Origin of the sequence: Lawsonella clevelandensis (assembly GCF_001293125.1) — a bacterium.
Lineage (GTDB): Bacteria > Actinomycetota > Actinomycetes > Mycobacteriales > Mycobacteriaceae > Lawsonella > Lawsonella clevelandensis.
The window spans coordinates 467,747-481,897 of sequence record NZ_CP009312.1; the positions used below are offsets into that span (position 1 = coordinate 467,747).

11 protein-coding genes are annotated in these 14,151 nt (G+C 59.2%); all 11 read right to left on the reverse strand.

Features of this window, described 5'->3' with window-relative positions:
- Positions 1–6: 6 nt before the first annotated feature.
- The 11 genes from IY73_RS02060 to rsmI all read right to left on the reverse strand — a co-directional run bounded on the left by IY73_RS02060 (position 7) and on the right by rsmI (position 13,937).
- A complete protein-coding gene (locus IY73_RS02060) occupies positions 7–1,584 on the reverse strand; it encodes a peptide MFS transporter (protein ID WP_082346523.1) in 1,578 nt (525 codons plus the stop codon).
- Between the two features lie 20 nt (positions 1,585–1,604).
- Entirely contained in the window at positions 1,605–2,588 is a 984-nt protein-coding gene (locus IY73_RS02065; protein WP_197736900.1) for a diaminopimelate dehydrogenase, read from the reverse strand.
- A gap of 9 nt (positions 2,589–2,597) precedes the next feature.
- Complete coding sequence (locus IY73_RS02070; protein WP_053961599.1) at positions 2,598–3,716, reverse strand: enoyl-CoA hydratase/isomerase family protein; 1,119 nt, start codon at positions 3,714–3,716, stop codon at positions 2,598–2,600.
- Between the two features lie 61 nt (positions 3,717–3,777).
- On the reverse strand, positions 3,778–5,244 hold the full coding sequence (locus tag IY73_RS02075) for an MFS transporter (RefSeq protein WP_053978749.1): 1,467 nt from the start codon (positions 5,242–5,244) through the stop codon (positions 3,778–3,780).
- On the reverse strand, positions 5,241–7,085 hold the full coding sequence (locus tag IY73_RS02080; RefSeq protein ID WP_053978750.1) for an ABC-F family ATP-binding cassette domain-containing protein: 1,845 nt from the start codon (positions 7,083–7,085) through the stop codon (positions 5,241–5,243). Before IY73_RS02080 ends, IY73_RS02075 begins: the two co-directional genes overlap by 4 nt.
- A gap of 1 nt (position 7,086) precedes the next feature.
- Positions 7,087–8,022 carry a 4-(cytidine 5'-diphospho)-2-C-methyl-D-erythritol kinase gene (locus IY73_RS02085; RefSeq protein WP_053961602.1) on the reverse strand — a complete coding sequence of 312 codons (936 nt, stop codon included), beginning with the start codon at positions 8,020–8,022 and terminating at the stop codon, positions 7,087–7,089.
- Between the two features lie 39 nt (positions 8,023–8,061).
- Positions 8,062–8,955: a 16S rRNA (adenine(1518)-N(6)/adenine(1519)-N(6))-dimethyltransferase RsmA gene (gene rsmA / locus IY73_RS02090; RefSeq protein ID WP_053961603.1), complete on the reverse strand. Its 894-nt coding sequence runs from the start codon at positions 8,953–8,955 to the stop codon at positions 8,062–8,064.
- 12 nt (positions 8,956–8,967) lie between these two features.
- Positions 8,968–10,113 carry a resuscitation-promoting factor gene (locus IY73_RS08535; protein ID WP_053978751.1) on the reverse strand — a complete coding sequence of 382 codons (1,146 nt, stop codon included), beginning with the start codon at positions 10,111–10,113 and terminating at the stop codon, positions 8,968–8,970.
- A gap of 169 nt (positions 10,114–10,282) precedes the next feature.
- Positions 10,283–11,128, reverse strand: a complete 846-nt coding sequence (locus IY73_RS02100) for a TatD family hydrolase (protein WP_053961605.1) — start codon at positions 11,126–11,128, stop codon at positions 10,283–10,285.
- An 8-nt stretch (positions 11,129–11,136) separates the two neighbouring features.
- Complete coding sequence (gene metG / locus IY73_RS02105) at positions 11,137–12,993, reverse strand: methionine--tRNA ligase (RefSeq protein WP_053961606.1); 1,857 nt, start codon at positions 12,991–12,993, stop codon at positions 11,137–11,139.
- A 62-nt stretch (positions 12,994–13,055) separates the two neighbouring features.
- Positions 13,056–13,937 (reverse strand): 16S rRNA (cytidine(1402)-2'-O)-methyltransferase, encoded by an 882-nt coding sequence (gene rsmI / locus IY73_RS02110; protein ID WP_053961607.1) that lies wholly within the window; start codon positions 13,935–13,937, stop codon positions 13,056–13,058.
- Positions 13,938–14,151 lie beyond the last annotated feature (214 nt).

The following is a 14,151-nucleotide window of genomic DNA, read 5'->3' on the forward strand; positions in this document are numbered from 1 at the left end:
GCAGAATTAGTGGATTCCCACCATCTTCTTGTCGATCCAGCGACGCAACAGAAAAAACACCAAGCTCAAGACCATCGTGGCGATCCCCAGAATGAGGAAGTAAGGGCCAGTAGAGCCCGGATCATCCACAACTGCCAGCTGCGCCAACGAGCCGGACGCTGCCGAGCCGATAGCGACCGAAAGCAGAAAGAGCGCCACCATCTGGGTGTGGAAAGCCTGGGGGGCTAGACGGGTCGCCAAGGCGTTACCGATAGGCGAGAGGAAAAGTTCGCCTACCGTTGCCACCAGCAGCAAGATGACCACGGACACGAAGGGTGCTTCCTCCATACGGGCGAAGGGAACAAACAAGAGGAAGGAGAGACCACAGAAAAACACACCCAGTGCGAATTTGGTGGAACTATGCGGCTGCCGCTCCCCCATGCGCTGCCACAGAGCGGCAAACACCGGGGCAAGCACAATGATGAAAATGGGGTTGACGGACTGCACCACGCTCGGCGGCATTTCGTGGCCCATGACAGTGAGATCCAACCGCCGATCCGCGAAGGCCGGCAGAATGGTGAACTGCTGCTGGTAGAGGGACCAGAAGAGAGCAGACGCCAAGAAGAGAGGAATGAAGGCGATCACTCGAGAACGCTCCACCGAAGTGACCTTTTTGCTGGTGAGCATGACGGCGAAGAGCCCCACTGCACAGATGGAGGTAAGGATAACCACCACAGTGGAGAGATTGTCGAGGTTTACCCAGCCGAGGGCGAAAACTCCCCATACCACCAGCACAATCGCTACCACACCGCCGAGAGACATCCACTTCTGCTTACTGGGCAGGGGGTTAGGAACTGCACGCCCAGCAGTGCCAATAGTGCTCTTGGCGAGGATGAGATACTGCATGAGACCAATGAACATGCCGATGGCAGCCAGCGCGAACGCCCAGTGGAAGCCACCCGCACGCTGTACAAAGCCCGTCAAAATGGGGCCGATGAAGGCACCGATGTTAATGCCCATGTAGTAGACGGAGAAACCGGCGTCTTGCCGCACATCATTCTCGTCGTAGAGATCACCCAGCACCGTCAACGAGGACGCCTTCAAGGTACCTGCACCGAACGCAATAAACACCAGGCCAACGATGAGCCCCACCAAACCAGGAAGGACCGCCAGGGAGAGGTGCCCCAGTACAATGATGAACCCAGCACCGATCAAGCTACGCGCGGGCCCAAACCACCGGTCCGAAATCCACGAGCCAATAATGGACGCAAGGTACACCATGCCACCATAGGCACCGACGATGGAGTAGGCGATCTCCTTAGAACAGCCCAGGCCACCAGCCGTCACCGAATAGTAGATGTAGAAGGTGAGGACGGCCTGCATGCCGTAGAAGCTGAAGCGCTCCCACATCTCCACCCCGAAGAGATTGGCCAAACCTAGTGGGTGGCCAAAGAAGGTACGGGGACGCCATCGACCGGCCGTCGGAGATACGGCTGCATCGTTGGGATCCACACTGGTCGTGGCAGAGGCGTCTGCTGCCGTCACCGGTGTGGGTGCGGAGCGATCTGCAGACGACGATGTGTGGGAGTGGGAATCAGCGGACATATGGAAAACCTAGTAGCGGGTTAGAGGAAATGGGCGCGCAGTTCGTCGGCGTCGATCGGCACGTAGAGAGCCGGGGCGATATCGAGTACGGTGCGGCAGCCGCGTTCACCGGCGGCGGCTAGGCGGGCAGCCGCACGGGCGGTTGCGACCAGCATGGAACCGGTGAATTCGGGGTTAGAGTCGAGGGCTAGCGTAAAACCGTACACCTGGTTGGTGTTGGCGCTGGTTTCGCCGGCACGAATCACCTGACCACCGTGCGGCATGGCTGAGTGGTCGCGGAGGAGCTCTTCTTCGCTAATGAAAGTGACGGTGGTGTCGTAGTCGGCGAAGTAGTTTTCCATGGTGACGATGGCTTCTTCAATCGCTGCCTTGTCGGCGCCCTCTTCTGCCACGACGTAGCATTCGCGGAGGTGCTTGTCGCGGGTGGTAAGTTCGGGACGCTCACCAGCCTGGATGCGATCCACCACCTCTTGGACTGGCACGGTGTACTGCTTGGCGTCCTTCACTCCGGGAATGCGCCGGATGGCATCGGAGTGCCCCTGGGAAACCCCGCGGCCCCAGAAGGTGTAGGTGCTGCCTTCGGGAAGAACAGCTTCGGCAATAACGCGATTGATGGAGAAGAGACCTGGATCCCAGCCGGAGGAGATGACGGCAATGTGGTCATTGTCCTTGGCGACACTATCCATAGTGGCGTAGTGCTCAGGAATCTTGGCGTGGGTGTCGAAGGAGTCCACAGTGTTGAAGTACTGGGTGACGGCTGGGCCTTGTTCGATAAGGTCGGTGGCGGAACCGCCACAGTTCACGCAGACGTCAACTTTGCCCTGATAGTCCGCCATGTCGTCGATGGAGACGGCTTTCCCAGAGAGGGTGTCGAGGCTGGCGGGATCGCGGCGGGTAAAGATGGCGACGAGTTCCATATCCGGGGCGGCGAGGATGGATTTTTCCACGCCACGGCCGAGGTTACCGTAGCCGTTGACGGCGACGCGGATGGGGTTGGCGGTCACTGTGTTCTCCTAGCGGGTGCGAAGGGTCTCCATGTCCACTTCGTCCAAAGTGGGGGGTTCCCAGTTTTTGTAGGGTTTCTTGTCAATAAGCTTGGCTCGCACACCATTCTGAAAATCGGGACGATGGCACAGGTACTGTGCCCCCAGACGGTGTTCGTGCTGAACTGCGGTGCGGACATCGGGGCAGTTGTTGCCCCATTCGATGGCCAGGAAGGTTCCTTGCAGAGCGGTGGGGCTACACCCACGCAACGCGGAGAGGGCTTCTTTTGCCCACATTCCGTAACGACGAGTATCCAGCCCCAGCTGCAGACGAGTCATCATCTCCGACACTGAAGGTGCCGAGAACACTTCGTCAACCTGCAAAATAATCTCTGCCAGGCTGGATTCCTCGGTGGGGAGCTGGGTGTACTGAGAGAGATACGTTGTGATGGCAGTACGAGCACAGCCGGGTTCATACGAGAGGGTGAGGAGTCCTTCGGCGAGAGCGGGGAACTCGCTGGAGGGCAGGTAGTAGCCGGCCAAACCGCACCATATCGCATCGGCGGCACTGAGCCAGCGTCCAGTGAGAGCCAGGTACATCCCGAGGGCTTTGTCAGCTTGTCCGCCATCACCCCAGAGACGTGGAAGCACCCAGCTCATGCCGGCATCCGTGCAAAATCCGAGGCCGGCTTCTGGCATGGACATGAGGGCTTTTTCGCTGACGACCATATAGCGACCATTGGCACTGATACCCAGGCCTCCCCCAATGCAGTACCCGTTTACTAGGGTGATGTAGGGTTTGGGGAATTCAGAGATGAGTGCACAGAGATCGTATTCGACGGCAAAAAATTCTTCCGCACGAGCGGTATCTCCGGCCGCGTAGAACTGAGCCAACTGACGAACATTGCCCCCGGAACAGAACGATTTCTCGCTCAGTGAGGTGACGAGCACATAGTCGACGGTCTCATCGGTGGCAGCCTGGCGCAGATGGTAGCGCATGGCACGGGAGAGGGACTCATCGAAAGCATTGAGGGTGGTGGTGTTATTGAGCTGTAGGTGCAGGCAGCGGCCCGTGAGTGTAGCGATCAGCCGTGGGTCAGGTTGATCGACTGGCTGTTCCGTGGAATGTCCGTCCTGAGCTGCGGTCATCCTCGTCCTTTACACCGTTGTGGATGCGCCGAGAGCTGGCGCAGAAGTTCTTGTTAGCAGTTTACTCCGTGGAGTTGCCGGAAACCGCACTGATCGCCGACGCTCGCGTAGTCAACTCGCCCACATTTGTGCGGGCTGCTGCAACGATACCGAGCACACTGTAGAGAAAAGGAACCGTCGTGAAAGCCAAGATGGCATGCAGCATACTACTGCCCACCAGTGCTCCGAAGAGTACGCCTCCCAAGGCCAGTGAGGTGGATGTGCCGAGCTGTTCCGCCATGGAAAGGGAGGAAGAATTGTTCCCGATCTCCCCAGGTTGAGACAGCGCCAGCACCATCACCCCGGCCAGTGGGTAAGCAATGCCAATACCGAAACCGGCGATACCCCAGCCGATAACCGCAATAGCAAGGGGAATACTGGCAGAGGTGAGTGTCAGGGTGGCGAGGATACCTACTGTGCCGCAGGCCATCCCAAAAGTCAGCACCTTGGTGCGGTTGAGATTGTCGGGGAGCCGCGCCTGCAGGAAGGAGGCGATACCCCAGGTGACGGATCCCGACGCCACGAGGAGACCAGATTGGGTGGGGCTCAGCCCGCGGAAAGATTGCCCCATCAGAGGAATGTAGGATTCCATCGCGAAGTAGCATCCGGCCAAGAAAAGGCGGGAGGCTATCACTGCGGGAAGTCCTTCTCCCAGCGTGAGAGTGCGCGGCGGTACCAGCCGGCGGGCCGCCACCACAAGCACCGCCATAATAGCGATGACACCGATGACAACGAGGACTAGTTTGCCCTCTTGCACTAGCTCTCCCGCCGGCTGGAGGGCACCGATACAGACGGCAATAATGAGGGCCCGGATGACCCTTCCTCGCCATTCACTAGCGGTGAGGTTCTGCTCTGCGGCTCCCCCACGGGAACGCATCCCGATGAGTGTGATGATAGTGGCGATGAGGAAAATGGGGGCAACTCCCCAGAAGGCCCAGCGCCAACCCACCGAGTCGACGAGCAGACCAGCTACTGCTGGCCCTAGCAAAGCTGGCAGAATCCACGCCACTGCGTTCAGGGAGAACATGCGGGCGTGGAGATGCTGAGGCAGTTCCCGGCCGATAATCACATAGGCACTCACATTGACGAGGCCCACGCCGAGCCCCTGAATGGCTCGCCCCAGCAGGAACAGCACCATCGTGTGTGCAAAACCCGCAATGAGGAGGCCCGTCACCATGGAGAGGGCACCCACAATTATGGGGCCGCGAGGGCCTTTCTGGTCTGCCCACGGTCCCGCCAGCAAGATGCCAACAATGGCGCAGGCGACGGTAATGGCAATAGCGGAGGAGTAGGAACTCATAGCGTTCAGCTCGTGGGCCACAGTTGGCATAACAACCACTACAGCGACCACTTCGAACCCGGCTGCCACCATGTACAGTACGAGTCCCGGGACGAGCCATTTGAAATGTCCGCTGAACAGACCGGCAGATTTCTCCCCCGGACGAGTGTGCTGAGAGTTCGTCGCGTCTGCCCTGGTCGGTTCTATCATTCGAGAGTTTCCGCTTTCTCCAGCCACTCTATCTCCACTTCGCTAATCTCCTCGAGCACGGCTTTGAGGGTGCGATCAAGCTCGGCCAGGTGTTGGGTATCCACAGGCGTAGCACTTGCTGCTGCCGCCAACTTATCGTGCAATGTTTTCTCGTTATTACGCAATTTCTGCAGTGTGCGCTCTAAGCGAACGAGCTCCTTTTTCACAACTCGTTCCTCTGCAGAACCACGTACCAAACCTCCGGCAGTAAGCTGTGCGGTCTGTGCGGTACTGGCATCCGCAGCTTCTGCGCCAAGCTGTGCCGCCTGCTGATGGGTGGCGTCCTTCGCGAGGGCTGCTCTCGTCTCCAAATACTGTTCAATACCGCGGGGGAGGTTCGTGAGTTTTTCATCCCCGAACAGCGCCCAGGTGGAGTCACAGATCCGCTCAATAAGGTAGCGGTCGTGCGAGACGACGACAAGGGTTCCCGCCCACTGGTCGAGCAGGTCCTCCAATTGTTGCAGCGTGTCAATGTCGAGGTCATTTGTGGGCTCGTCAAGCAGCAGAACGTTCGGCTCATCCATGAGAATGCGGGTGAGCTGGAGACGGCGCCGCTCCCCACCCGACAGATCCTTGACGGGGGTGCGGTGTCGGGCGGGCCGGAACCCAAGCCGTTCGAGCAGTTGGGAGGCAGTGAGCTCGTTTTTACCGATGGTGACACGCCCCGCCACATCCTCGACTGCCTGGAGAACAGTGCGGTCGGTGGGGAGATCGTCTAGTTCCTGCTTGAGCCATCCGATGTGTACGGTAGGCCCCTGAACCCTCTTTCCACCGGCCAGTGGGTAGTCACCAGCAAGCGCACGAAGCAGCGTTGTCTTCCCAGAACCATTGACTCCCACCAGGCCAATGCGTTCACCCGGTGCCAGCATCCAGTTGAGGTGTTCAATAAGGACATCCCCCGCCACACTCACAAGCTGACCATCGAAGAAGTCGATAACCGTCTTCCCGAGGCGTTTGGAGGAGAATTTCAATAGTTCAGCACTATTCCGAGGTTCGGGTACATCGGCGATGAGCGCTTCCGCGGCTTCAATACGATAGCGCGGTTTGGACGTGCGGGCGGGGGCACCGCGGCGTAGCCATGCCAGTTCTTTCCGCATGAGGTTTTGGCGCCGCTGTTCTGCGGCAGCGGCCTGGCGAGCTCGTTCGGCACGTGCGAAAACCCAGTCGTTATAACCACCGTCATACATGTCGACCTGTCCGTCATGAACTTCCCAGGTACGGGTGGCGATGGTGTCTAAGAACCAGCGGTCGTGGGTGACAACCACAACCGCGCAGCGGCGCGAGAGAAGATGGTCGGCTAACCATTGCACACCTTCTACATCAAGGTGGTTGGTCGGCTCATCCAGAATAATGAGATCGAGTTCCTGAACGAGGGCAGCGGCCAGCGCCACCCGGCGTTTTTCTCCACCGGACAGGTTATCGACCGACGTATTCAATCCGAGGTTGCCAATACCGAGACCTGCCATCGTGCTGCGAATACGCGCATCGGAGGCCCACTCGTAGGAATCCAAGCCCATTCCTGCCAGGATGGACTCCCCCACTGTCGCTCCGGGGGGCAACGGTGACCGTTGCGTGACAACAGCAAAGCGCAGATCGCTGCGCCGGGAGACACGCCCGCTATCGGGTTGTTGGAGGCCGGTGAGCACTTCAAGTAGTGTCGTTTTTCCTCCCCCATTGAGGCCGACGATGCCGATGCGGTCGGTTTCGCTAATACCTAGTGATACGTGGTCCAGGAGCGATTTTAGGCCATAGCTGAGGGACACATCCTCACAGTTAATGAGGTTGAGGGGGACAGTGGGCACGTTAGTTTGCCTGTTCTTCTACGGTAACTCCGGGGACGGGCCCGGATGCGGTACGGACAGCTCGGCAGACCCCTCCGCCAGCGAGTTCAGCGGAAACTGCCAGCGCACTATCGGCATCTTCACAGAGAAAAGCACAGGTGGGGCCAGAGCCGGATACCAGGCCAGCCAGTGCACCAGCGTCTTTCCCCGCACGCAGCGTATACCGCAATTCGGGGTAGAGGCTAAGGGCTGCAGCCTGTAGGTCATTCCCTAGATGGTTGGCGATGGCGTGGAGATCTCCCCCCGCCAATGCTTGGAGGAGGGCATCAGGTGAACCAATGGAGGTAGAGATTCCCTCCGCGCGATTGCGCGCAACCAGTCGGTCGTATTCACGAAATACCGCAGGTGTGGATAGTCCCTCTTTGGCGATCGCTAGCACCCAGTGGAGGGTGGTGCGGTGCAGAACCGGCAGGAGCTGTTCACCTCGTCCTGTACCGATAGCACTCCCTCCCATCACGCAAAAGGGTACGTCGGAGCCTAACTCCAAGGCCATATCGAGCAGGGTTTGCCGTTCCAGCCCCGCATGGAAGTACTCGTTACAAGCGATGAGAGCGGCGGCACCGTCAGCGGAGCCGCCTGCCATCCCGCCGGCGACGGGAATGTTCTTGTCGATGTGCAGTGAAACAGCCGGGTACGCTCCACACGCTTCAGCGACCAACTCTGCAGCTTTCCACACCAGGTTGGTGTGGTCGGTGGGGACGCGGTCTGCGCCTTCACCCGATACCGTCACCTGCAGATGGTCGGCGGTGGAAACAGTGACCGTATCTCGGAGGGAAAGTGCACAAAAGACCGTGGTGAGCTCGTGATATCCATCGTCCCGCAAGTCAGCAACCCCTAGGTGCAGGTTGACTTTACCGGGGGCCGAGGCGGCGACAGGGGGCTTTACAACGGTGAGCACACCCTTAGACTACTACGCGGGCTGGTGAAAATAGAGGTTCTACTGCAGTCCCGCATGCTGTGCAAGGTGAACATAGTCTGCTGTCGTGAGGCGCTCTCCCCTCAGAGTCGGATCGATTCCGGCTGCCGCAAGCGCGGCAGTAGCAGCTTCCCCGCTGCCTGCCCACTTCTTCAGCGCAGCTCGGAGAGTTTTGCGGCGTTGCGCGAATGCAGCATCAGTAACCGCCCACACTGCATCGTGGAGGGACTCGTCATAGGGATCCCAGGGTGCGTTCTCGGGTGTAAAGGCGCTGATGCGCACAAGCCCAGAATCAACATTAGGAGCAGGCCAGAACACGGTACGACCAATAGCACCCGCGCGGGCCACCTCCCCATAGAAGCTAGCCTTCACACTAGGTACCCCATAGATGCGACTACCGGGTTCAGCGGCCAGCCGGTCGGCAACTTCCGCCTGTACCATCACCAAGGTGGTCCGCAGGGAAGGCAGAATCTCCAACATGTGGAGGAGAACGGGGACGGCGACATTGTAGGGCAGGTTTGCCACCAGTGCGGTGGGGGCTGGATGCCCAGCGGCCAGAATCTCCTCCGCTGTCACCTGCATGGCATCTTTCGTGATGACGCGGAGCGAGGAATCCGGGGCATGCGTAGCAAAGGTGGTGGGCAGCTTCACCGCGAGAGTGGGGTCAATTTCAACAGCTGTCACCTGCGCACCGGCCTCGGCCAGGGCTAAAGTCAACGATCCCAGCCCCGGTCCGATCTCAAGAACCGTATCCCCTGGCGCCAAATGGGCTGCGGCGACGATACGCCGCACAGTATTGGGGTCGATGACAAAGTTCTGCCCCAGTGTCTTGGTGGGACGGATACCGAGTTCATCGGCGAGAGCGCGGATTTCTGGAGCCGTCAGGAGGCTGACGGTGGAGGTAGATGCAGCCATGGAGAGTATCTCCTAACGCAGTCCCATGCTGGAGGTACAGGCAGGCCAGGCGCCCCACCCCTGCGAGGCCTGTACACGTTTCGCGACGGTGATCTGCTCTTCACGAGTCGCCAGGTCCGCGCGGGGAGCATAGGCACGGCCGCCATGAGCTTCCCAGGTTCCCTGCGTGAACTGGAGACCACCGAAGAAGCCATTACCAGTGTTAATTGCCCAGTTACCGCCCGCTTCACACTGCGCAAGACGATCCCACACAGCATCCACCGGCTGGGACCCCACTTTGACTGTAGAGCGGCCAGGTTTAACCGTCACCACACGCTTGATGAGGATACGCTTGACGATCCGGCCTTTCTTATCGAAGACCAGACGCTCCGTAAGTACGGCCTGCCCAGGCTTCCCACGTTTCACAATGGTACGGATGCCGGCCAACTGGCTGGGGTCTTTGAGGATCTTCTCGAATGGTTTGAGCGTGATAACACGGTCTTTCATCATATCGCCATGTCGCACAACCTTGATCTTCATATTGGGAAGAAGATCCGCATCCGGATCGGGGGTGACGTCATCGGTCGACCGGAGGGGAGTTCCCAACTTTGCGAGAGCATCCCGCACGGTGAAGGCGCCAACGCGAATCCTGACTGGTTTCTTGCCGAAATCGGTCAGCCAGATGGTGCGGGGTACGATCGCTTCAATACTGAGACCATTCGTGGGGATGCGTTTATCCGGTGCCACGTTGATGCCGTAGCTGGGGCGTACTGCTTTTACCTCTTTGAGCGCCTCTTCGACGGTGTAGGCGGTGGTGATGATGGAGACGCGCTCGACTTTGGCACGTTTTCCATAACCGGAGTGGATTTCCACCGTAAATGGGCGTTTCTGTTGGTAGGTAATGGTGGTGTTGGCACCCAGCTGAGTTTCTAGGGAGGGCTCGACACGGTCGCCTGTAGCCGCCTTGTAGCCGAGGGATTCGAGGGCCTCTCCCACTGTTTGGCTGTAAGTACCGACCTGCTTTTTCTCACCATCGACGACAAGGGTGACCGTGCGGTGATACACCATGCTGATGCTGGCCATGACGGTGACTGCCACCAGCGCAACGGCGAGCAGAATACGCCAGGCCGGATGGATGCGGCGGTGCGTATCTGTCTTCTGCTGAGCTTCTTCAGCCACGGGCGGGTCTCCTCGCAGGTGTCAGCGCTGTGGTAGTCGCACTGGTTGTCTCGGCTGTGGTAGCGGGTTGCTGGTCTCCACGTTCTGCACTATGTCCGGAGTGTGAAAGGGTACCGTCACCCCACTTGATAACGATAATGTAACGTTACCAGTATTGCGAGGTCAGATACTACTTCTCCGGGAAAGGAATCCCATAGACACGGCACGCGTTGCGCGTCGTCAACTCCGCAAACTCCGCGGCCGAAAGACCTGTCACCTCAGCCAGCCGGTAGGCAGTGTATGCCACAAACTGCGGCTCATTTTTGGAGCCCCGGAACGGTTCTGGGGTGAGGTACGGGGCATCAGTTTCCACCATTATGCGATTACGTGGGAAGATGCGCACTACCTCCCGTAGTTCCTCATTTGCCTTGAACGTGGTGGCACCGCCGAACGTGGCATAAAATCCACGGTCGATGCACTGATGTGCCATGTCCAGGCCACTGGAGAAACAGTGAATAATAGTCTTTTCGGGAGCACCCGCCTCATCAATAATGCGGATGAGGTCCTCATCGGCGTCGCGAGTATGAATCATCAGCGGCTTGTCGACCTCTTTCGCGAGCTCAATATGCCACCGGAACAGCTCCTCCTGTTGCTCCTGCGTCGCCGTATTCTCCGGGTCGTGCTGAAGCCAGTAATAGTCGAGGCCACACTCCCCCACTGCTACGACCCGCGGATGCCGCACCAAGTCCGCTAGCCGTTCTCGGCCCGCATCATCAATTTCGTGTGCATCCATCGGGTGCTGTGCCACGGCAGCCCACACCCGGTTGTCTGTCTCTGCCGCCATCACAGCGGCATCAAGCGTGCAGACATGACAACCCACCGTCACCACTGCAGCTACCCCCACTGCCTCCGCCCGATCCATTACGGCATGGACACCATCCGGATCAGTCCCGCCGCACGAATCCAGGTGAGTATGGCCGTCGATGAGGGGAAAAAGAGGATCCGCAGGAACCGGCTCACGACGTTTCTTACCCATACGAACTCCTAGTGCTGGACTGGGGCCCACTCCGGGCCTGTCTCGCCCAATTCCGGATCAAGCTTGTGGAAGATCGGCTGCGGCTTGGACAACGGCGTACCAGGGGTAATGTCATGGCGTTCCCAGGACGCCAGTTCGCTGGCGTAGTCGCCCATAATGACCGGGTATTCGCGGCCCGCTGCAGGTACACCGGCACCCACCGGTGCCACTGGCATGTCGTCCACAACCTCATGAATAACCGGCTGGGCAGCCCACACGCCGTCACCACCCAGCTGCTCAAAGATCTTCTGCGAAGCATTCGGTATGAAGGGGGTCATGAGCGTATTGGCATCCTGCACTGCTTGTAGAGCCGTATGGAGAACAGTAGCGAGACGGTCCTCCGCTTCCGGGGCAGCCGCCCCTCCAGCCTTCACTTCTTTAGCAATCTTCCACGGTTCCTGTGCCGCAATGTAACGGTTAGCATCTGCAACATAGCGCATCGCTTCCGTGATACCAGCCTTGAAGTGGGAGCGTGCCAGATTGGCGCCCACCACCTGGAATGCCTCGTCAGCACGCCTGTGTAGCTCCATATCCGCCTCAGTCAGCGTGCCCGGGGTGGGGATCTGCCCAAAGTTCTTATACGCCATGGAGACCGTACGGTTCACCAAATTTCCCCACTCGTTAGCAAGCTCGCTATTGGTACGACGCACATACTCATCCCACGTGAAGTCGGTGTCCTGGTTTTCGGGGCCGGCCACTGCAATGAAGTAGCGCAAAGCATCCGGGCCGAATTCCTTGAGGAAGTCCTTGACGTAGATCACCACGCCGCGTGACGAGGAGAACTTCGATCCAGACATCGTCAGGTACTCAGAGGAGACAACCTCGGTGGGGAGATTAAGCTCACCCAGCATCCCACGGTCGCCACCCTTGCTACCCTGCCCGTTGTAGGCGAGTAGCTCAGCTGGCCAAATTTGGCTATGGAAGGTGATGTTGTCTTTCCCCATGAAGTAGTAGCTGAGCGCCTCCGGGTTATTCCACCACTTGCGCCAAGCATCCGGGTCCCCAATCCGGTAGGCCCATTCGATGGAGGCAGACAGATAACCCACCACGGCGTCGAACCACACATAGAGGCGCTTATCGTTGCGTTCCTGCCACCCCTCGATAGGGATGGGAATACCCCAGTCGATGTCGCGGCTCATGGCCCGCGGTTTGATGTCATCAAGCAGATTGAGGGAGAACTTTAACACATTGGGACGCCAGTCTTTGCGTTCACGCAGCCAATCCCCCAGCGTGTCGGCAAGTGCGGGAAGGTCGAGGAACCAATGCTCCGTTTCCACGAACTTCGGAGTCTCACCATTGATCTTCGACACCGGGTTAATGAGGTCTGCCGGGTCGAGCTGATTACCGCAGTTGTCACACTGGTCGCCGCGGGCCCCGTCGTAACCGCAAATGGGGCAGGTGCCCTCAATGTAGCGGTCGGGCAGAGTACGCCCGGTGGAGGGGCTAATTGCGCCGGTGGTTTTCTTCGTCACCAAGTAGCCGTTCTTCGCCACGTTGCGGAACATCTCCTGTACGACGGCGTAGTGGTTTCGGGTTGTGGTCCGCGTAAACAGGTCGTAGGAGAGCCCCAAACCGGCCAGGTCGTTAACGATGACACGGTTGTAGCGGTCGGCAAGGTCGTGGACGTTCATGCCCTCTTTATCCGCCTGCACCAGCAGCGGGGTGCCGTGTTCGTCGGTGCCGGAGACCATCAACACATCGTTTCCGACCATGCGCTGGTAGCGGGAAAAGACGTCTGAGGGGACGCCGAATCCGGAAACGTGACCAATATGGCGCGGTCCGTTGGCGTACGGCCAGGCAACAGCGGTAAGAACAGGCGTAGTCATAAGTCCCATTCTAGGCAGTGAGCGGGGCTAAAGCCTAGTTAGCCCGGGGAGTTCGTACCCTCTTAGGCTTCCTCACGAGCAGCCACAACCGCCTGGTAGAGGTCCCGCTTACGCCGCCCGTGGCTCTTCGCCACGGCGCCGCAGGCGTCGTTGAGGCGAATTCCCTCCGCGACAAGTTCCTCCACCTGCCGGATGAGGGTGGCATTGCTGGTGTCATCGCCGGCTGGGCTACCCGGTGCCACCACCACCGTTATTTCCCCTCTCACTCCCGCGCGTGCCCAGTCCGCCAATTCCATGAGGGTACCGCGACGGCATTCCTCATAGGTTTTCGTGAGTTCTCGGCATACTGCTGCCGGCCGATCTCCCAGTACCTCCGCCCCCAAAGCAAGGGTATCGGCAAGACGATGGGGGGATTCAAAGAAGATGACGGTGCGCGGTTCCGTTTTCAGGCTCTCCCACCACGCACGCTGGGGGCCAGCTTTGCGGGGGAGGAATCCGTCAAAAGCGAATCTATCGGTCCCGATACCGGAGAGCGCCAGGGCAGTCAGTGGGGCACTCGCCCCCGGCAGGCACGTCACGGGGATACCCTCCGCAACGGCCAGTGACACCACCCGATAGCCGGGGTCAGACACGGTAGGCATACCCGCATCGGACACCACCAACACTGTCAACCCCTGTTGGAGAAACTCAATGAGTTGGGGAGCTCGATCCCTCTCATTGTGGTCATAGTGGGAGAGCACCCGTCCGCTGATCGTCACATCGAGGTCACGCGCCAGCTGGTACGTGCGGCGCGTATCTTCCGCTGCCACCACATCGGCTGTCGCCAACGCCGCTCTTAGTCGCGGAGTGGCGTCCCCCAGGTTTCCTAGTGGGGTGGCCCCCAGAATAAGCGTGCCGGTGGGCGCGACAGGGGAAAAAGTATTCTCACTAGGTGGAGTTGTCATCGATGTGGCCGTTCAGTCGTGTTAGTACTGCGTGCGGTGTGCCGCCGCGGTGCTTACCTTCTCAGTGTAACGCGGCAACGAGACGTCACCGGGTATGGGCACTGCTTGCCGTCAGGAATAGGAGAGGTTCGGTAGGATCGAACCGTGGCTACCTCCGCAACGAAACGTCTCCCAAGTGAGGCTTCCTCCACGCGTGTCTACTACGCACGCCATC